This is a genomic window from Alteromonas sp. G4i13 (assembly GCF_054960505.1).
The window spans coordinates 1-18,423 of the sequence record NZ_JBHNYX010000021.1; the positions used below are offsets into that span (position 1 = coordinate 1).

Sequence of the window (18,423 nt, forward strand, 5' to 3'; positions counted from 1 at the left end):
AAAAAAGAAGCTGCTTAACAGCTTAGGCGACAACTACCTTGAAAAACGCCGGTTGTGCCGTTGACACAGAATAAGACTAAAAACAGTCTTTATATGAAAAACCTTACGCCGGAAATAGAATTCGAAGGCGAGACATACCTATTCATGACTCAACAACTTAGTTCCATACCCGAAGATGTGCTCAAAGACTGCATCGGTTCTTTAGAGCAATCCCGCGAATTGCTAATAGGTGCAATAGACTTTGCTATTACTGGAATATAGCCTTTCTATAAGAGACTCTGACAGGTGGGCATAACGGCATAATGTGCCTAGAGAAGTGCACAAATGAGCCTGTCTTGTTTAGTCGTAGTTCTAATTACCTTTAAACACGATGACACTCTTTAAAAGTGCTAGTTCCATATTCTCACTAAGCGTAAGACAGATAACAAATGTAGTATTTCCTCCCTAAGCGCATAAGACAGGTACCGAATGCATACCGTTGTAAAAAGTGACTGTCCTGTTTAGTCTTACACAAACATGCCTGTCTTATTTAGTCTTTTTTGCGACATAATTCTTCCTTAAAAATCTAACGCCTAAAGCAGAGGCGCATTTACGCGTCCACTGCCTTTACTTGTTAGGCTAGTCTGTCCACAGACATGCCTGTCTTGTTTAGTACGTTTTCATCTACAAACTTGCCTGTCCTATTTAGTTTATCCACACCATTTTGGGGCACTTCTCCTTTTTTCTTCTTACAACTCTAAACAATAACCAACAGAGAAATAAAGAAAAAACCGTAATGTCGTTTTTCGCTCATTTATTAAAAACATCAAATCGACATGCAGATGATTTCAGTGTATTTAACGCTACACAAACATGCCTGTCTTGTTTAGTCTACACCCTATCTATTGTGAACAAAGTTCAGCTATAAAATGCATAAAACTCGTCGGAATGCGGTAACAGCGTGCGTCAAAAGCTTGCTCAACGGAGAAAAGAAATATGCCTGTCTTGTTTAGTACAGTAGCGAAGCGGAACCGAGCCAAACTTTAGCAGTCCCGCTTTAACAGCTTGTTATGTTTTTTTATTCGTTTCCCAATTATCAAGCAAGACTATGTATGATTCTGTTACTTGTTCCCAAACATCGATACTTTGTTGGTATGACTCTAAATAATAATTGATATCGTCCGCTGACTTCCTGGCAATTGCTCTAAATTTGATTGTATTAGCTACAGTTACTACACCAGATGCCCAAGGGCCGAATACTGTTAAGCCAACAGAAAATGCGACAAACTCTTTTGCAGCGTTTGTATTTGCACTTTGCAGATCCATAAGGTAAATACCTTTAAATAAGGTATTAAAAGTTGTTTCTAAGATGAGAGATAAAAATTGAGTAGTCATTGACTGGGTATCGTCTGCAAGCTTTTTCTGAGATTTCACTTGATAGATGAATGTGTCTCGTAATTTCGAATGACTCTCAAAAGAACCGTATAATTGTTCATTATCCAAACTGTTTAACATGTGACTAGAAATGTCATCTTTTTCCGCCCTCAATGAGTCAATTTGGTTTTCAAAGTCAGCGTTTAACTTTTGATAATCCTTAATTTCTCCTTCAAGAACTTTTGAAAAAGCACTATAAAACTTTTCATACTGTTTAAACGCACTCTCAGTTTGCTTAATACTTTTTTGGTAAGCGATTCTCATGGACTTACTTTTTGCTGAGTTGAATGCGCTTTCAAACTCTTCTTTTTTCATTTTGTAAGAATATAAATCTATGGATTTGATAACGCTCTCCTGAAAAACATAGACACAATGACTCCTTGTAAAAGTGCTAGCCCCTGCATTTTCGTGGGTTAACTTTTCAGCCAGAGCCATAATTAGTTTGTTCAATACTAAATCAATTTGGAGGCTAGCATGAACAAACATAGCATGATTTTTATAGGGTTGGATACTCATAACGAGTTTCATGAGGTTGCTTATTGAGAAGAACAGCGAGGTGCAGCCCCGGTTCATTATGGGCGTATTCCCTCATCTAAGGTCAGTGTCAAAAAGCTGCTCCGCCAGTTTGAATCTAAACACAAACATGCCTGTCATATTTAGTCTTGTCTTGTTTAGTGCTAAAATTCTTCAACATTTTCAAAGTCAAACTTAATTCCTGACGCTTTGTATACTGTACGGCGAACAACAGTAGCTGAATCAATATCAAAAAGTGCGATATTATGACCGTCTGCTAACGAACTTTTATAAGCGATGCCATCGTACCCTTTTGATTTGACATACTCGGATATAATTTGTGTTGGTGCATAGTCAGATTTCATATCTGAATCTTGAGTTGGCTCAGAGAATGCGTTATCAATATCTCTCCAGACCGCTTTGATTTTTTCTTCTGACATTGGCTCTTTAAAGTAAAGGTTAAATTTATGCTTTTCACCATGTTCTACCGAAAAGTCTAACACCTTCAGATTTCTCTCTATCTTTAATTGCGCAATAGAAATTATCGCACCTAGCCAAGGTCTTACTTCAGACATTGCCGTGTTTTTATCAGTGGCTACATACAGGTAAGGAATGCCTTTTGGGTTAGCCCTTCCTTCTACAGCGCTATCAACTAAAGGCTTCATCCTTTCTTCTGGAAAAGGACAAGGAAAGTCGTCCACATGCACCACTTCTTTGGATTCAGGGTCTTCTTGGCAATATGAGTACCAAGAGTGTCCATTTTGAGCTCGCCAAAGTGTTGCTCCAGCTTCAATTTTTCTTTCTCGATCACTACATGTTTCTATAAGTGAGTTAAGGAAATCTTGTGATTCATCATCGAGAATGTAACGATTCTTCCTATGAACAACTTCTTTGAAATCAAAATAGCTTCGCCAAGATTTAAAAGTCACTTCGGATTCCTTTTTTTACATAACGCAGAATTAAGGTGTGAGCAATGCTACCGCCAAACCTTAACCATACTGGCATAAACATGCCTGTCTTGTTTAGTTTTTAGACATGTGGGGCATAATGGCGAAGCCGCTCCACATAACACAAACATGCCTTTCTTGATTATTCTGTTAGGCTATTTGTTCCTGAATAGCTTCTATTAATTTCGAAGCCTTGGGGTGCTTTAGAGCGCGAGCCATTATTAGATATTGTAATGCTTCATTTACATCTCCATCTAATTTAATGATATTCACACCGATATTATAGGGAATACTGGCGTCCTCGTGAGGTAGCATATTTGCTTTTTTTAGAACTTCATTGGCTTCTTCTACACGGTCACAAGCGTCAAGTGCACAACTTAATTGATATAGTACTATTGGGTCACCGGGACATAGCTCACTTAAGTTAGTAAACTCCTCTAGTGCTTTTTCGTGCTCTCCCTTATGACCAAGAGCCATAGCCTTTAGAGAGATTAGGTGAGGAGCTGGGCTCTCCACTTCAGTTGATGCATTTTCCACTTGAAACAAAGCTTCGTCATAATCGCCTTTTCTAATTAGTTCCTCAACAGCATAGGAAAATTGTTCTGCACTTAGAACTTGTACTTTGTCTCCAGAGTCATTAACGTATTCTCGACTTTCCAGTACATTAATAGGTGCTGTCTTCAATAAGGCGTATGGTACTTTGACAACCTCACTACCGTCTTTATGTTTAACCATCTCATAAAGAAATACTTCATGTGGGATATTTCTATTTGCCAAATTAATATAGTGCTCTCTACGATCTTGTGGGCACTTCAACCCAAATACGATTTCTTTTATCTTGCTTGGCCAGTTATATGCACCTCCGGCAGGTTCAACATATCGCCATTCTTGTTCATAGGACCAAGATGTTGGCTTAGTACTGATGACTCGTTGTAACGTACAATCAGTAAATGCCAATTGAAAGGTACGATTCTGAAGTTGACCGTTTGTATCAATCCCGATCCCTAATTCAGTTTTAAAGCCATCCTTTGTCATTTCAGGAATGTCGTCAGAGTAAGTAACTTGAAGACAGTTGTCAGGATTACTCAATTTTGTATTAGGTTCTTCATTGTCAAATCCAACACAAATACCGTAATGCTCCCCACCATAATGAGACCACATTAGCTGATTCGAAGAGCTTTCCGCTAGGCTAAATATCCCTACACGTTCTAATTGATCATTAATATTCGCAAAAAACCTATCTGCATTTGATGTTTCATAGCCAGTTTTTTCAAGCATCAATTTACGAAAATATCTATATTTCTCATCTATTTCTCTTTTAGAACCAAGCTTTTTTAGAACCTTAGATAGTTTCTTATGAGACATTCCAAATGCAAAGTCTTTATTTTCTATTGAGCGAGTAGCTTGCATCACAAAACCGGCAATTGCTGCTTGTTTCATTTGTGCGACTTCATTTTTAATCCATTCAGAACCTATCTCTTTAAGGCTGCATTCGAAAGGATCATTAAGCGCACTTGCGACGGAAAGATGAACTTTTCCTGTAGTGAAAATCATTTCGGTATATTGATTGTCTGCTCTATATTTATATAACAATTTTCGTCCTTATTTATTGCTAACGACTTCCATAGCTAATTTCGCAATCACGCACTTGTCGCGTGCACTGACTTGTTATGTAATTATTCCTAGTTTTCTGGCTTCTAAGTTACTTGTGTATTCAAAAGGTTTGAATTCAACTGAGAATGATTCACTGCTTCTAAAGCCTCGCCAGAACTTAATAGTCGAGTTTTGACCTTTAAGAATCAAGCAAACTATTTCCAGTGCTCTAGGATCTATTTCTGGCCCAAAATATATACTAACCAGCGCATCAGATTCATATGTCCAACTTGTCCCTGCCACTTGATGAATACAACGCCATTCCTTTTCGTATGCCCAAGAACCAGACTTAGTGCAATAAAGCTCAAGAAACTGGTCGTAATCATTGTTAATGAGTGCTTCTGTGATGCTAAGTGTAGGCATTTTATCTGTATAAGTGACTTTTCTCACTTTCGAGAAAGGTTCGTAGTTCGTATCAAACTCGAGACAAAATCCTTTATATTTGTCAGCGTAGTGCGACCACATAAGAAGTTCATTATTAACTTCTGAAAAACATGACACGCCCCGCTGCTCAATATTTTTTTCAACTATTTCATTCGCTGATTGTTGGGTTGCTCTCATGAGCCATTTTTTTAGTTGATCAACCGGAATAGTCTTAAGTTGATTTCGAGTGAGTTCCGGAATTTCATCGATTTCAGAGTACTTTTTTCTAAAATCGTTTATTTCGCTATCTGTCGGCTCTCTTACTCTTGCAGATATTGCACAATCATAAGGGTCGTTGAAATTGGCAGGGGGCCCAAAATAGATGGTCTGAGATTTCAGGTTCAGTAAGCTTTGAACTGAAATCGACTCGTATTTATAAAGTGTCCTAGGCTTATCCATATCTCTCTCTGTACTCGCTCACATAACAGTTTACTCATCCCCAAACCGTCATGCTAATCCACACCACTTTCGGGAACCTTTCCTTGTATTTATACTACTCTAAACCATAAACAACAGAGAAATAAAGAAAAAATCGCATTGTCGTTTTTCGCTGATTTATTAAAAACACCATATCCGTATGCAAATGCTTTCAATGTATTCCACCAAGCCCAAAAACAAAAAAGCCAGCTTCCGCTGGCTTCTAAAACAAATAATTCAACGTCACTCGAACTAAAAATTACTTCCCCTGCCTAGCAGCCAACTTCTCCAACTGCTCGTCAGTGGCAGGAAGCTGGTGCTTCTCTTTCCACTCTGAATACGGCATTTTGTATACCACTTCGCGTGCGGCTTCGTAGTCGATATCAGCGCCCTGCTCGCTTGCAGCGGCCGAATACCATTTTGCCAAGCAGTTGCGGCAGAAATCGGCCAAAATCATCAGGTCGATGTTCTGAACGTCTTTATTCGCGTCTAGGTGTTCTACTAAGCGGCGGAATACCGCTGCTTCTACTTCGGTTTGCGTTTGCTTATCCATTATCTAATACCTCTAAAAAAGCGTTTTTCGTTATGGTTTGAATGTGTGGGTTAACGGATAAAACCCAACCCGCTATCTCTTTTAAAACCTAAAACGAAAAAAGGGAGCCAAGCTCCCTTTTTACTTATATACAGCTAACTAGGTTTAAAACCTAATCGGCATTACTCTGCGTCGTCAGACTTAGGCGCAGGCTTTTCTAGAAGCTCTTTAATGCTTAGGCGTACACGGTTTTGGCGATCGATTTCCATAACCTTAACGTCAACCATTTGGCCTTCTTCTAGGTAGTCAGTTACTTTGTTCACACGCTCGTGAGCGATTTGTGAAATGTGAACAAGACCTTCTTTACCTGGAAGTACTTCTACAAACGCACCGAAGTCTACAATACGTGTAATCTTACCGTTGTAAGTCTTACCTACTTCAATTTCAGCCGTTACTTGCTCAATCTTGCTAATAGCGATGTCTGCTTTCGCACGCTCTGTCGCGAAGATTTTGATAGTACCGTCGTCTTCAATCTCGATGTTAGTGTCAGACTCTTCAGTAATTTGACGGATCATTGCGCCGCCTTTACCGATTACGTCACGAATCTTGTCTTGGTCAATCTTCATTGTGTAAATGCGTGGAGCAAATTCACTTAGCTCTTCACGGTGACCGCCAATCGCTTCGTCCATTACTTTAAGGATGTGCAAACGTGCTTCTTTTGCTTGTTTAAGCGCAATTTGCATGATTTCTTTAGTGATACCTTCAATCTTAATGTCCATTTGAAGTGCAGTAATACCTTCGGTAGTACCCGCTACTTTAAAGTCCATGTCGCCAAGGTGATCTTCGTCACCAAGGATGTCTGAAAGTACAACAAAGTTGTCGTCACTCTTAACTAGGCCCATTGCGATACCCGCAACAGATGCTTTAATTGGAACACCTGCATCCATAAGCGCTAGTGAAGTACCACATACCGACGCCATTGAAGATGAACCGTTTGATTCTGTGATTTCAGAAACCACACGTACTACGTACGGGAATTCTTCTTCACTTGGCATTACTGCTTGAATACCACGCTTCGCTAGACGACCGTGACCAATTTCGCGACGCTTAGGCGAACCAATCATACCGGTTTCACCAACACAGTATGGAGGGAAGTTGTAGTGAAGCATGAAACGGCTGTCGCGCTTACCTTGAAGCTCGTCAATCATCTGTGCGTCACGCTCTGTACCAAGCGTAGCAGCTACAAGTGCCTGAGTTTCACCACGAGTAAATAGTGCAGAACCGTGAGTACGAGGAAGAATACCTGTCGCTACGTCTAGTGCACGGATCATTGCTGGGTCACGACCATCGATACGCGGCGCGCCAGATAGAATGCGTGAACGTACAACGTCAGACTCAAGTTCGTGAAGAAGGTCTAGTACTTCTTTCTGATCTTGCGTTTCGTCTTCAGCAATAATGGCTGCAAGCGCTTTTTCAGTTGCTGCAGTTACCGCGTCTTTACGCTCTAACTTGTCAGAAATCTGGTAAGCCGCAGTCATTTCTGCTTCAGCTAGTGCTTTAACTTTGTCTTTAAGCGCAGTGTTTTCTTCTTCTGGTGCCCAGTCCCACTTCTCAGTGCCAACTTCAGCAGCAAATTCGTTAACTGCGTTAACTACAGTTTGCATTTGCTCGTGACCGAACATAACCGCACCTAGCATGGTGTCTTCAGAAAGCACGTTCGCTTCTGATTCAACCATAAGTACTGCGCCTTCAGTACCCGCAACAACAAGGTCAAGCTCGCTTTCAGCTTGCTCTTCTGCGCGTGTATTTAGAATGTATTCACCGTTGCTAAAACCAACACGAGCCGCACCGATTGGGCCGTTGAAAGGAATACCAGAGATAGCAAGGGCTGCTGAAGTACCAATCATAGAGATGATGTCTGTAGGGATATCTGGGTTAGCAGACATTACAGTAACAACAACTTGTACTTCGTTTTTGAAACCTTCTGGGAATAATGGGCGGATTGGACGGTCGATAAGACGTGCAATCAGTGTTTCACCTTCAGATGGACGACCTTCACGCTTGAAGAAACCACCTGGGATTTTACCCGCAGCGTACGCTTTTTCTTGGTAGTTAACAGTAAGTGGGAAGAAGTCTTGATCTGCTTTGGCTTCTTTTTTACCAACTACTGTTACCAGTACAGACGTATCGTCCATGCTCGCAAGAACCGCAGCTGTTGCCTGACGAGCAATTACACCCGTCTCTAGAGTTACAGTATGCTGTCCATACTGAAATGATTTAGTAATAGGAGTCACTATTTGTCCTTTAATTTCAATCTTTATTTTATCGCTTTTAAACGCGGCGCATAGTATAGCCATGAAGTAGCGTTAATACCATGGTCAAATGCAGCCCCGCGCGGAATTTGTCGTGTTATTTGGTCATTAACCGCTACCACCTATAGCACCATGACTATATGAAATATCTGTGAAATTTCAATTATTGACTATATTTTCATCATATTGACACAAAACAGCGTATGCTAGAACAAAAAGCGAACAAAGCAAGAATATAAATAAGCATCACGTGCGACCAAAGCGCAGAAGTGATTAACCACAACAAGAACGTCTAATATTAGTGTGCTAAAGGAGATAACCATGTTGGTACTTCGACTTAATAAAGCAGGCATGCCACAAGAGTGGATAGATGTTGAACAAGCCGCAAAGCTTTACAGTCAAGATAAGGTGCTATTTGAGCTAGGTAGCGATGCTATTACGCTTAAAGGAGGCTGGAATCACGAAGGGCTGCAAAGTCAGCTTACCCTGTCTAGTATTATCGCGTGCGACGGCAAGGTAACAGATTTATCTGGCAAAGTTGCCCTTACTAATCGCTATTTGTTTAGGCGCGATAGCTACCTGTGTATGTACTGCGGCAATAAGTTTACGCCAAAGCAGCTTACCCGAGACCACATTATCCCACGCTCTCGCGACGGAAAAGACAGTTGGACGAACGTTGCCACTGCTTGCCAGCGGTGTAATCACGCGAAGGGTGCTAAAACACCAGAAGAAGCCAACATGCCTCTACTTGCAGTCCCCTTCAGACCCAATGTGTACGAACGCTTTTATTTAATGAACAGGCGGATTTTGGCTGACCAAATGGCCTTTTTACAAGGCCACTTTACCAGCCACAGAGAATGGACGTGCTTGGAATAAACGCTATAGCGCACCGCTAGTAGTTGTCTGTGCTTCGGGCATTGCTTTAGCTTGGTTTTGCACCGAAGAGGAATCGCTGTGTTGTGCAAGAAGCTGGCGCTGCTCTTCTTTTTGCGCTTTGAACCACAGACTTAACCAATCTGAGCACATTTTGTGCTCTAGCTCGTGGGCTTCGGCTGTGGGGCAAAACAAGCTTACCTTCACCACTACTTTGGCAAGTTCATTGGTTTTAATCTCGACCTCGGGGTCGATGCGAATAAACTCTTGCTCTAAGTGACGTTCAATTAAGCCTTTGTAGCGCTCTGCTACGTCGCGGAAATATTCACAATGTGCCTGAGCCCTGGCATGAAACGCTGGAAGCAAACTATAGGCGTTCACAGAAGGCTCGTTCACTATTTCAAATGAATGCAAACGGTAGCGACGCATAAAGTTAAGGTTACGCACAGTTTGGGTTACAAGCTGACTGTTAGGCACATACACGTGTTTACCCGTGTAGTTAAAGCTTTCAGGGTCTACTTCTAAAAGCGCTGTCTTTGCCCAGTCCATCTCTACTACTTCACCAATGATGTTATTCATTTGAATCCAGTCGCCTACCCTAAACGGCCGTGCGCCCAGGTAGTAAATGAACCCCATAAAGCACTGAATAAACTCGCGGGTTGCCAGCACAATTGCCACCATAAAAGCAGCAATGGAAATTGCCAGTGTTTGGATTTCAGAGCTCCACACCATCATTAACACAATAATGATAAAGGCATTACCCAGCTGCTCTAGGATATTGATTTGGTTTCGGCGGTCTTCGCCACGATGAGAACTAATGCGCCTGATAAGACGCAACACACCCTTTTTGATAAAGTGCAGTACAATTAAAAGTACTAGAGATGTCAGCAGTTTATAATCATTGGCAAAACTTATAAATTGATGCCATAACTGCGCTGGTTCTATCACAATCTCCATGTAGGCTCCGTCTGTACTCCGAGGGTAAATATTTGAATAGGCGAAAAAAAGCGCCGACGAATGTCAGCGCTTTTAATTATGAAGCATGTAAACTCGCGGCACAATGCCGACCAGTTATAACATCTTTTTATTAGTCGCGAATTTGGCCTTCGCCATTCACTAAATATTTCTCTGAAGTCAGTGACTCCAAGCCCATTGGGCCATAAGCATGCAGTTTAGTGGTTGCAATACCAATTTCTGCACCTAAGCCAAGCTGACTGCCGTCTGAGAAGCGTGAAGAGGCATTAACCATTACTACACTTGCATCAACAGTACGTTGGAACAGCTTGCCTTTTTCCGCGTCTTCAGTACAAATTACTTCCGTGTGGTTACTACCAAACTGCGCAATGTGGTCAACCGCAGCGTCGAAATCGTCAACCACGCGAATCGCGATTTCAAGGCCAAGATACTCTTCACCGTACGCGTCTTCAGAAATAACGTCAGCGCCGTCGAAGTACTGGCTACCTTTTTCATTAACGTGAACCTTAACGCCTTTCTCTTTAAACGCCTCGGCCACTTTTGGCAGAAAATCACCCGCAATAGCCTGGTGTACAATTAGACCTTCCAAAGCATTACACACGCCGGTACGTTGTGTCTTACCGTTTAGAAGTAGCGCCATCGCTTTATCTAAATTTGCATCTTTGTCTACATAAAGGTGACACACACCTTTAAAGTGCTGAATAACTGGCACCTTGGCGTTATCAGTCACGTAGTTAATAAGGCCTTCGCCACCACGTGGAATAATAACGTCAATATAGTCGCGTTGTTCCATTAGCTCTTGCATTAATGCGCGGTCAGGATTTGGCACAACCGTAACCAGTGCTTTCGGCAAGTTGTGTTTTTCCAGCACATCTTGCATAAGCTCAGCAATGGCTAAGCTGGTATCCAATGCCTCTTTACCACCACGTAATATTACTGCGTTACCCGATTTGAAGCACAGCGCGCCTGCGTCGGCAGTAACATTAGGTCGTGCTTCATATATCATGCACACAACACCAAGCGGTATACGCATTTTCTTAATTTCAATACCGTTTGGACGAGTACCGATAACGCGCTCTTTACCTACCGGATCGTCAAGTTCAACAATAACTTCAATACCCTCAGCCATGGCTTCAATACGCTCTTCATTAAGTATTAAGCGATCAACCATTGCTGCGTCTAAGTTATTTTCTTTAGCGCGCGCTACTTCCTTTTCGTTTACTTCAATAATTTTGCTTTTGTTTGCACGAATTGCCGCGGCCATATCAGTTAACACCGCGTTTTTCTGGCTTTCACTTAAAATTGCCAGTGTACGTGCAGCTTTTTTTGCCTGTTGTGCTAACTCTGTAATAATGCTCATTCTTTCTCCAGATTTGCTATGTGCTGATCAGAAATAATTGGCCCAGTCTTTTCCTCGAACTCATGGGCGAATTCTTCGTTTTCCTGATTCGCAATAAAATTCAATAAACAGCTACTGTAATTCGACTTGGCTTTTACCAATTTAGTACCGTCTTCTTTGCGTACTAGAATAGTGTCGCCTACCGAGAACTCACCTTTCACGTCTATAATCTCGCTACTTGTAAGCTGCTCTGCGTCGCTGTCTAAAGAGGCGTCAAAGTCCCCTTCAACTATCACCTCACCCTGCGCGTTTGATGTATGGCGCATCCAATGCACATTCTCTTGCATTGGTTTGTCATGAGGTACGAAATGCGTGCCCGGGTTTTCTCCCGCCAACAGCATATTAAACGACAGTTCAGTAAAGCCGTTAATAATATATGTATCTATACCATGCGAAACGGCTTTTTCGGCCGCTTCAATTTTAGTGCGCATGCCGCCGGTGCCTACACCGCCTTTAACCGCACCACCAGCCATGTCGTAAATGCTTTGGTCAATGGTATTAACTGACTTCAGCAATTTCGCGTCGTCATGTTCATGCGGGTTCTTGTCATACAACCCATCGATGTCTGAACAAATGATAAGCGCGTCTGCTTCCGCTGCCGACGCCACCATGGCCGATAAATTATCGTTATCACCCACTTTCAATTTGTCGGTGGTAACGGTGTCGTTCTCATTCACGATTGGCAGAATATTGTTATCCAATAAACTGAATATCGTTTCACGAATACTTACATAACGCTCTCTGTCTCGCAGGTCAGCATGCGTTAAAAGCATTTGGGCAGATGGAAAATCAAACAGTCTGTCCCACGTGGCGATCATTTCAGTTTGACCCGCTGCCGCCATTGCTTTTTTAACCGCAATATCTGACTTCTCTTGCTCTGGAAACAGATGCGCACCTGCTGCGACAGAACCAGAAGACACGAGTACAACTTGTGTACCGTTGGCTCTGCATCGCACGATAAATTGCGCAATGCTCAAAAGGTAATGACTGCTACAACCTTGTTGGTTGGGCGATATCAATGCACTACCCACTTTGATGACTACGCGTTTCCAATTTGGATGACTCATAATAAACTTTTTAACCTTAAGATTGTTGATTTGCTAATTCTTCACTGGCTTGCGCGAATGTTGCTTGTACGTTTGACGATGGGTTTTCGCTAAAGCGACTTACCACATAAAGCGTTAACGTACTTACCGCAAACCCTGGAATAATTTCATAAATAACGCTGCTTAACGTTTTACCGTCAGCTAAAACGGGCGCATAAATCCAGAACAATACGGTTACCGCACCGCTGATCATGCCCGCCATTGCCGCTTTCGCTGTAAGGTCCTTTTTATACAGACAAAACAGTACTAACGGACCAAATGCTGCACCAAAACCTGCCCAAGCATTACTTACTAAAGATAAAATTGTGTTCGACGCATCCATGGCTAATAACAATGCAACCACAGCTACACCATAACGGCCAATTGTTACCGTTTGCTTTTCACTCAGCGCCTTGGTTGAAGACTTTTTATTTACCATTACGCGGTAAATGTCTTCGGTTAACGAACTTGCGCTAACCAGCAGTTGCGACGAAATTGTACTCATAATAGCGGCTAAAATAGCGGCCATTAAAAATCCACTGATAAGTGGGTGGAACAGCAATTGTGAGAAAATAATAAATATCGTCTCAGGGTCGTCGACAGCAAGACCAAACTGATTGGCATAAGCAATGCCTACGAATCCTGTTGCCAGTGCACCAATGATGGTCACTAACATCCACGACATACCAATATTTCGCGCTGTGCCAATGGCATTAACAGAACGAATTGCCATAAAGCGAACAATAATGTGCGGCTGTCCAAAGTAACCTAAGCCCCAACCTAAACTCGATAGCAACCCTACAATCGTTAGCGTTTCTAACGATTCAGAAAAATTGGGTACAGATTGATAAGCGGCGCTTGTCATTTGCGACACGCTATCGAACTCGGTAAACGCGACAATTGGAACCAGTACCAGCGCCACGAACATAATGCACCCTTGTACAAAGTCCGTAAGGCTTACTGCCAAGAAACCACCAAGTAGCGTATAAGACACCACTACACCCAGCGTGATAAATAAGCCTAACTGATAATCGACTGAAAACGCGCTTTCAAACAACTTACCACCTGCAACTAACCCGGCAGAGGTGTATAGCGTGAAAAACAGTACGATAATCACCGCTGAAACAATGCGTAAGCTTGAGTTAGGCGTATCAAAACGCTTGGCAAAAAACTCAGGCACAGTAAGCGAGTCGTTGGCAACTTCGGTATAAACGCGAAGTTTTGGTGCTACTAGTAAATAATTGGCCAACGCACCTGCAACCAACCCTATTGCAATATAAACCGCATCGAAACCGGTTAAGTACATTGCACCTGGTAAGCCCATTAGCATCCAACCAGACATGTCAGACGCACCCGCAGACAGTGCGGTTACTTGAGGGCTAACTTGTCGCCCTCCCAAAATATAACCAGAAATATCACTGGTAGATTGTCGGTAAGCAAACAACCCTATCCCTAACATCGCTATAAAATACACCGCTAGTGATAGGTAACTTTCCATTGGCATAACGTTCGTTATTTCCTCTATTGCTCTTCGAAAACTCGTAAATGAAAACGCCATTTAACCTTTGCTAATTCAAATTCAAAAGCAAATAATTAAATCGAACAATAATCATTAGAGCTCTAACAATATAAGGATCTGACAGAAAATTTCAAGTGCAATTTTTAAACAACATCGTTTAGCTGGCACTTATGTTTAAATTAGCACCAACCATGTTTCACAGCATATTACGTTAACAACATTTATAATTACCACTAATATTCAACAACTTAAAAACACCAAGTCATTTATGAAACAATTTAACTTTAGCTGAAAAGGCGCGGAAATCAGCAACTTTACTATCAGCTAAAACATTTTCATTAAAAATACTTTGTTACGCGCACTCAGACGAAATAACATCCAAAAGAAGCTTTTCTACAGGCAATAAATGGGTAAGTTGCGTACAATCTTCACTATGTAGCGAGCGAACCCGATTAATTAGCTTCTCACACGCCTTTTCGTCATTTTTCACAGTAAATAGTTTCGGATGAATATAATATTTCCTGCAAACGGTGGGAGTATTGCCAAGTTCTGCTGCAACACACTTACTTAACGTACTCTCCCATTTCTTGGTTCTGGAGTTTGCTATCTGTTCATACACACTGGGCAGGTTTGTTAGTGCAAATCGACTTGATGCCCACGTTCGAAAGTCTTTACAACTGAACTGTTCACTTAGTTCTTTGTGGATGAACGCATTTACGTCTTCGCTCGTTACGTCGTGCCATTGTTTATTCTCATCTTGATAACGAAATAAACAGTAACCTTGTTGTTGCGCACAGTCACAAACTAATGAAGCAAGCTCAGGGTCATTTACTTTTAGTGTTCTTGGTTTGCCGTGCTTACCAATGTAAGCAAGTTCAACACTATCGTCACACTGCGCTTGTACATGCTTGCGCCGCAATGTAGTTAACCCATATGTGTTATTTTCCTTGCTATATTGAGCGTTGCCAACTCTAGCACCTGTGTAATCGAGCAACAGGCACACCAGCGCGCAAGCTCTTTCTTGCGTCCATGTTGGCTGTGAAATTAATGAAAGACAGTGCTCACGGAACTCAGGAAGTGCATTACCAAAGGCAACCAAACGCTCAAATTTTTCTACTTGCTGCTGCTCGTGCCATTTGCTGTGATAGATATATTGTTTACGTCCTTTTTCGTCATAGCCGACGGCTTGAACGCTGGCTTTACTGTCACGGCTTATAAAGGTGTCGCGCCAATTTGGAGGAATGACAAGCTTTTTGATACGCTTTAGCACGCGCTCTCCTGTGACTTTTTTTCCACTTGCATAACGATAGTAAAACCGTTTATCACCGCAAGCGATGCGCCTTATTGATAGATGGCTATCATCAGAGTAGACGTTGCAATAGCCCTTAATCCGTTTCATTTATAGATACTCCTTTCCTTACCAGCTAAGTAAGACCGACTGTTAAGGTGCTGCTACGGCCGCAGATGCTCGCTGTGCTTTCTTAGTCAGATTGCAAACAACGGTACCAAATCTCAATTTATAAATAGAATCTACAGAAGAACGTACAGAAATGATCACTACACGCAAGTAACCTTGCCGCAAGCCGACGCTTCCACGGCAAGACAGTGATTTTAAAGGCCATAACGAATTTTCACGCTATGTGTAAAATTATCTCAGTACCGGCTGTTTGGTCCGGTAGCGGCGATTGCTAAAACTCAGCATATCGCTTCGAAATCCTTCTTTATTTCGCCTTCCAGCTTACTAAATTATATTTAACCTTCCAAAAATAACCATTAAAAACAATAGCATAAAAACGAACTTTCTCTTTTTTCTACTAAAGTATAAACCGCTACTTTTCTTCGTCGGAATGCAACTTGAATAAGTATGAACAATAGTTGTCGAGTTACCTATGCACTTGGGTGAAGCCGAACAGCAATACCCTTTGAAGTGCAAGTGAAATGGATTGATTGAGAGAGTCCAAGTAAGAAGTCGAGGATTTAAAGATGAATGTTCAAAGTTCGAAAAACGTAGAGTCAAAAAGCGAAAACAGTAATGAACATGAGAATTTGAGAGCCCATGTTGTATCAACCGGTGATTTGCAAGTCGCGGCTGTATTTCCGTCAAAACTTAGAGTGCAGGAAGTACTCGAGATAGTTCAAGACCAAACATCTGTTGAGGTATCTCAAGTAGAAATTATCGAAGCTGGCGACCCTAAAATGAGTGAAAAACTTGAACGTAACAGCGCATCCATTGGCAAAAGCATGTGGTCGTCCCACCTGTTGCTTGGTTCAATCGGTCTGATTGTAGGTTTAGTGACCGCATTTTTGTTAACGCAGTTTGGCCCAGCGCTTACTCAACAAAATCCTTTGTTTACCTACATAGCACTAATTAGCCCAGGCATATTCATTGGGTTATTCATAGCGGGTTTAATCGGTTTACGTCCAGACAGAAATGAGGTTATACAAACCGTAAGACACGCGGTTAGATATGGTAAAGTTGCGCTGGTAATTAACCTTAAAAAGTCACAGTCTGCTTCTAAAGTCTCGCAATTACTGAAGCAGCACACCGACAAAGTGGTCGAATCTATTCGGTAGCAAGACTAGCGACATAATATGGAACGCTGCTTCAAAGCAGAATGTGATACAGTAATCATAGCGGAGTTATCAATCTAGCTTTTCCAATATTTTCGAAGGGCAATATAACGAACTCCACGTTTATTGCCCTTCGTCGTTTGGTCGGCGTCATTCTGAAAGAGAGATTAGGCACCAATTGTATGGATTTAATATTTTTTGATTTAGATGGCACTTTATTAAATAAGTCTTCTGAAATCTCCTCGTTTACCAAAGAGACGTTGGGCTTGCTTGGTGAGAGAGACATTGCATTCACCGTAGCAACGGGTCGTACCATGCATTCAGCGCAATTTGTGCTACAAGGTCAGTCTTTTGTACTCCCTCACATTTATAATAATGGGGTGGCAATTTGGGATCCTGCCGGAAACGCGCTAACACTAGAAAATTTGCTCGCGCCCAGTGAAGTAAATCTTATTATCGAGCACGCCGTAAATAATAATATTACGCCTTTCATTAACACAGTGAATATGGATAGCCCAGATCACGAGCACGTGATTTACCATTCGTCGCCTAAGCATCAGGTGGAACACGATTTAATTGAAAAGTATTTTTCGCGCACTAAAGCGCGACTAGCGTCTATTGAGTCGCTACCTGCTAATGCACATATTACAAACATCAGTATGATCGGAGATGCACCGCTAGTCTATGACATGTATAAGCAGCTCAACACGCACGAAGGACTGATAGCGTACTCTGGGCCAGCTATCGAAGGAGACGAGTACCGTTGGATGGATGTACACCACAATCTTGCGAATAAAGGCAGTGCGGTAGAGCTTTTGCGCCAACAGTTGAATGCAAGCAACGTTATTGTGTTTGGCGACAGTGATAATGATTTAAGTATGTTTAAGCTAGCAGACGAGGCTTATGCACCTTCTAACGCTAAACCTTATATCAAAGACGCCGCCACTTCCGTCATTGGGCATCACGATGAAGATGGAATCGCCCGCTTTCTACGAGAGCGATTCTCACTTTAGAAGATGCTGATTAAAAAGCATCGTGAAAATGGTAGCCTTCAAACTATATGAATTAGGCTAGTTAATTAAGGCTACCACTCTATAGGCTCTCTATCTTTTAAGAATTGGCCATGGGGGCCGCCCTCTTCCATGGTTGCTAACCAAATAGCCGTATCTGCTCCCTCCTCGGGCGTTTTGGGCGCATCACTTCCACCCATTCTGGTATGCACCCAACCCGGGGTCATGCTATTAACGGTTACATCAAGAGACTTACCGTCAGCAGCTTCATCAACTACCGCTGCCATCTTAACCGTAAGCGCATTAATAGCAGCCTTTGTTATCGCATAGCACATTGGCCCTTTCAGTCCCTCGGCGAAGCTACCGTAACTAGAGCTTACATTGATAATACGTCCAAAACCTCGCTCAATCATTTGCGGTAACGTTTGCTGGATAAGTGTAAGCGGGGCGTTCACATTAATTTGCATTGATTTAGCCAACGTCTCAGAATTTACATCTTTCCATGGCGTGTCGTCTAAGATACCTGCATTGTTTATGAGGATATCAACAGGGCCATACACGGCCTCAGCTCGAACAAACGCATCGACGATGGCTGTTTCGTTATCAAGAGGCATCTCAATAATATGCAAATCCCCTCCCACAATATCTTTCTTGGCTTCAAGGCCGGCCTCTTCGTCTCGACACCCCATTAGCACTTTATAGCCTTTAGACAGCATTCCTTTTACTATTTCTAGACCTATACCTCTGTTTCCACCTGTAACTAATACGTTTTTCGTCATTG

At 42.1% G+C, this 18,423-nt stretch carries 16 protein-coding genes and 1 pseudogene; 5 read left to right on the forward strand and 12 right to left on the reverse strand.

The features are described from left to right. The first annotated feature begins 54 nt into the window (after positions 1–54). Complete coding sequence (locus tag ACFI6J_RS11735) at positions 55–261, forward strand: CcdB family protein (protein WP_289617965.1); 207 nt, start codon at positions 55–57, stop codon at positions 259–261. Positions 262–1,047: 786 nt separating this feature from the next. Here the strand turns inward: ACFI6J_RS11735 and ACFI6J_RS11740 are convergent. Further along, positions 1,048–1,929: a hypothetical protein gene (locus ACFI6J_RS11740; protein WP_462586172.1), complete on the reverse strand. Its 882-nt coding sequence runs from the start codon at positions 1,927–1,929 to the stop codon at positions 1,048–1,050. On the opposite strand from ACFI6J_RS11740, the pseudogene ACFI6J_RS11745 reads away from it, so the two are divergent. Then, positions 1,888–2,061: pseudogene (locus ACFI6J_RS11745) on the forward strand (IS110 family transposase); the annotation flags it as partial. The gene ACFI6J_RS11740 and the pseudogene ACFI6J_RS11745 overlap by 42 nt on opposite strands. A 29-nt stretch (positions 2,062–2,090) precedes the next feature. Here the strand turns inward: ACFI6J_RS11745 and ACFI6J_RS11750 are convergent. The 5 genes from ACFI6J_RS11750 to pnp form a co-directional block, all read right to left on the reverse strand. Further along, a complete protein-coding gene (locus tag ACFI6J_RS11750; protein ID WP_462586159.1) occupies positions 2,091–2,855 on the reverse strand; it encodes an RES family NAD+ phosphorylase in 765 nt (254 codons plus the stop codon). 168 nt (positions 2,856–3,023) lie between these two features. After that, entirely contained in the window at positions 3,024–4,466 is a 1,443-nt protein-coding gene (locus ACFI6J_RS11755) for a DUF2971 domain-containing protein (protein ID WP_462586160.1), read from the reverse strand. A gap of 75 nt (positions 4,467–4,541) precedes the next feature. Beyond that, complete coding sequence (locus tag ACFI6J_RS11760) at positions 4,542–5,348, reverse strand: DUF2971 domain-containing protein (protein WP_462586161.1); 807 nt, start codon at positions 5,346–5,348, stop codon at positions 4,542–4,544. 277 nt (positions 5,349–5,625) lie between these two features. Next, positions 5,626–5,919, reverse strand: a complete 294-nt coding sequence (locus tag ACFI6J_RS11765; protein ID WP_012518312.1) for a DUF1244 domain-containing protein — start codon at positions 5,917–5,919, stop codon at positions 5,626–5,628. Positions 5,920–6,080: 161 nt separating this feature from the next. After that, the gene (gene pnp, locus ACFI6J_RS11770) at positions 6,081–8,192 is read right to left on the reverse strand and encodes a polyribonucleotide nucleotidyltransferase (protein ID WP_458730894.1); all 2,112 of its coding nucleotides are present in this window, start codon (positions 8,190–8,192) and stop codon (positions 6,081–6,083) included. 339 nt (positions 8,193–8,531) lie between these two features. Here pnp and ACFI6J_RS11775 point away from each other — a divergent pair, with 339 nt between their 5' ends. After that, positions 8,532–9,086, forward strand: a complete 555-nt coding sequence (locus ACFI6J_RS11775; RefSeq protein ID WP_462586162.1) for an HNH endonuclease — start codon at positions 8,532–8,534, stop codon at positions 9,084–9,086. 3 nt (positions 9,087–9,089) lie between these two features. Here the strand turns inward: ACFI6J_RS11775 and ACFI6J_RS11780 are convergent, their stop codons facing one another. From ACFI6J_RS11780 to ACFI6J_RS11800, 5 genes are all read right to left on the reverse strand, one after another. Next, a complete protein-coding gene (locus tag ACFI6J_RS11780) occupies positions 9,090–10,040 on the reverse strand; it encodes a mechanosensitive ion channel family protein (protein ID WP_462586163.1) in 951 nt (316 codons plus the stop codon). 130 nt (positions 10,041–10,170) lie between these two features. Next, a complete protein-coding gene (locus ACFI6J_RS11785; RefSeq protein ID WP_462586164.1) occupies positions 10,171–11,418 on the reverse strand; it encodes a glutamate-5-semialdehyde dehydrogenase in 1,248 nt (415 codons plus the stop codon). Next, positions 11,415–12,524 (reverse strand): glutamate 5-kinase, encoded by a 1,110-nt coding sequence (proB, locus tag ACFI6J_RS11790; protein ID WP_014998269.1) that lies wholly within the window; start codon positions 12,522–12,524, stop codon positions 11,415–11,417. The genes ACFI6J_RS11785 and proB overlap by 4 nt, the downstream gene beginning before the upstream one ends. A gap of 16 nt (positions 12,525–12,540) precedes the next feature. Next, on the reverse strand, positions 12,541–14,046 hold the full coding sequence (gene putP / locus ACFI6J_RS11795; RefSeq protein WP_462586171.1) for a sodium/proline symporter PutP: 1,506 nt from the start codon (positions 14,044–14,046) through the stop codon (positions 12,541–12,543). A gap of 367 nt (positions 14,047–14,413) precedes the next feature. Beyond that, positions 14,414–15,460, reverse strand: coding sequence for a DNA topoisomerase IB (locus ACFI6J_RS11800; protein ID WP_278345866.1), 1,047 nt, complete (start codon positions 15,458–15,460; stop codon positions 14,414–14,416). Between the two features lie 584 nt (positions 15,461–16,044). Between ACFI6J_RS11800 and ACFI6J_RS11805 the strand changes: the two genes are divergently transcribed. Next, entirely contained in the window at positions 16,045–16,635 is a 591-nt protein-coding gene (locus ACFI6J_RS11805; RefSeq protein ID WP_278345867.1) for a hypothetical protein, read from the forward strand. A gap of 179 nt (positions 16,636–16,814) precedes the next feature. Then, on the forward strand, positions 16,815–17,645 hold the full coding sequence (locus ACFI6J_RS11810) for an HAD family hydrolase (RefSeq protein WP_075176520.1): 831 nt from the start codon (positions 16,815–16,817) through the stop codon (positions 17,643–17,645). 71 nt (positions 17,646–17,716) lie between these two features. Here ACFI6J_RS11810 and ACFI6J_RS11815 read toward each other — a convergent pair whose 3' ends face one another. Next, on the reverse strand, positions 17,717–18,421 hold the full coding sequence (locus ACFI6J_RS11815; protein ID WP_014976474.1) for an SDR family NAD(P)-dependent oxidoreductase: 705 nt from the start codon (positions 18,419–18,421) through the stop codon (positions 17,717–17,719). Between the last annotated feature and the right edge of the window lie 2 nt (positions 18,422–18,423).

Excerpts from the sequence above, each read along its gene's own strand:
- ACFI6J_RS11765 (WP_012518312.1), bottom strand. The coding sequence starts at position 5,919 with ATGGATAAGCAAACGCAAACCGAAGTAGAAGCAGCGGTATTCCGCCGC.
- ACFI6J_RS11740 (WP_462586172.1), bottom strand. The coding sequence starts at position 1,929 with ATGAGTATCCAACCCTATAAAAATCATGCTATGTTTGTTCATGCTAGC.
- ACFI6J_RS11815 (WP_014976474.1), bottom strand. The coding sequence starts at position 18,421 with ATGACGAAAAACGTATTAGTTACAGGTGGAAACAGAGGTATAGGTCTA.
- ACFI6J_RS11775 (WP_462586162.1), top strand. The coding sequence starts at position 8,532 with ATGTTGGTACTTCGACTTAATAAAGCAGGCATGCCACAAGAGTGGATA.
- proB (WP_014998269.1), bottom strand. The coding sequence starts at position 12,524 with ATGAGTCATCCAAATTGGAAACGCGTAGTCATCAAAGTGGGTAGTGCA.
- putP (WP_462586171.1), bottom strand. The coding sequence starts at position 14,046 with ATGCCAATGGAAAGTTACCTATCACTAGCGGTGTATTTTATAGCGATG.
- ACFI6J_RS11810 (WP_075176520.1), top strand. The coding sequence starts at position 16,815 with ATGGATTTAATATTTTTTGATTTAGATGGCACTTTATTAAATAAGTCT.
- ACFI6J_RS11805 (WP_278345867.1), top strand. The coding sequence starts at position 16,045 with ATGAATGTTCAAAGTTCGAAAAACGTAGAGTCAAAAAGCGAAAACAGT.
- ACFI6J_RS11785 (WP_462586164.1), bottom strand. The coding sequence starts at position 11,418 with ATGAGCATTATTACAGAGTTAGCACAACAGGCAAAAAAAGCTGCACGT.
- ACFI6J_RS11800 (WP_278345866.1), bottom strand. The coding sequence starts at position 15,460 with ATGAAACGGATTAAGGGCTATTGCAACGTCTACTCTGATGATAGCCAT.
- ACFI6J_RS11780 (WP_462586163.1), bottom strand. The coding sequence starts at position 10,040 with ATGGAGATTGTGATAGAACCAGCGCAGTTATGGCATCAATTTATAAGT.
- ACFI6J_RS11760 (WP_462586161.1), bottom strand. The coding sequence starts at position 5,348 with ATGGATAAGCCTAGGACACTTTATAAATACGAGTCGATTTCAGTTCAA.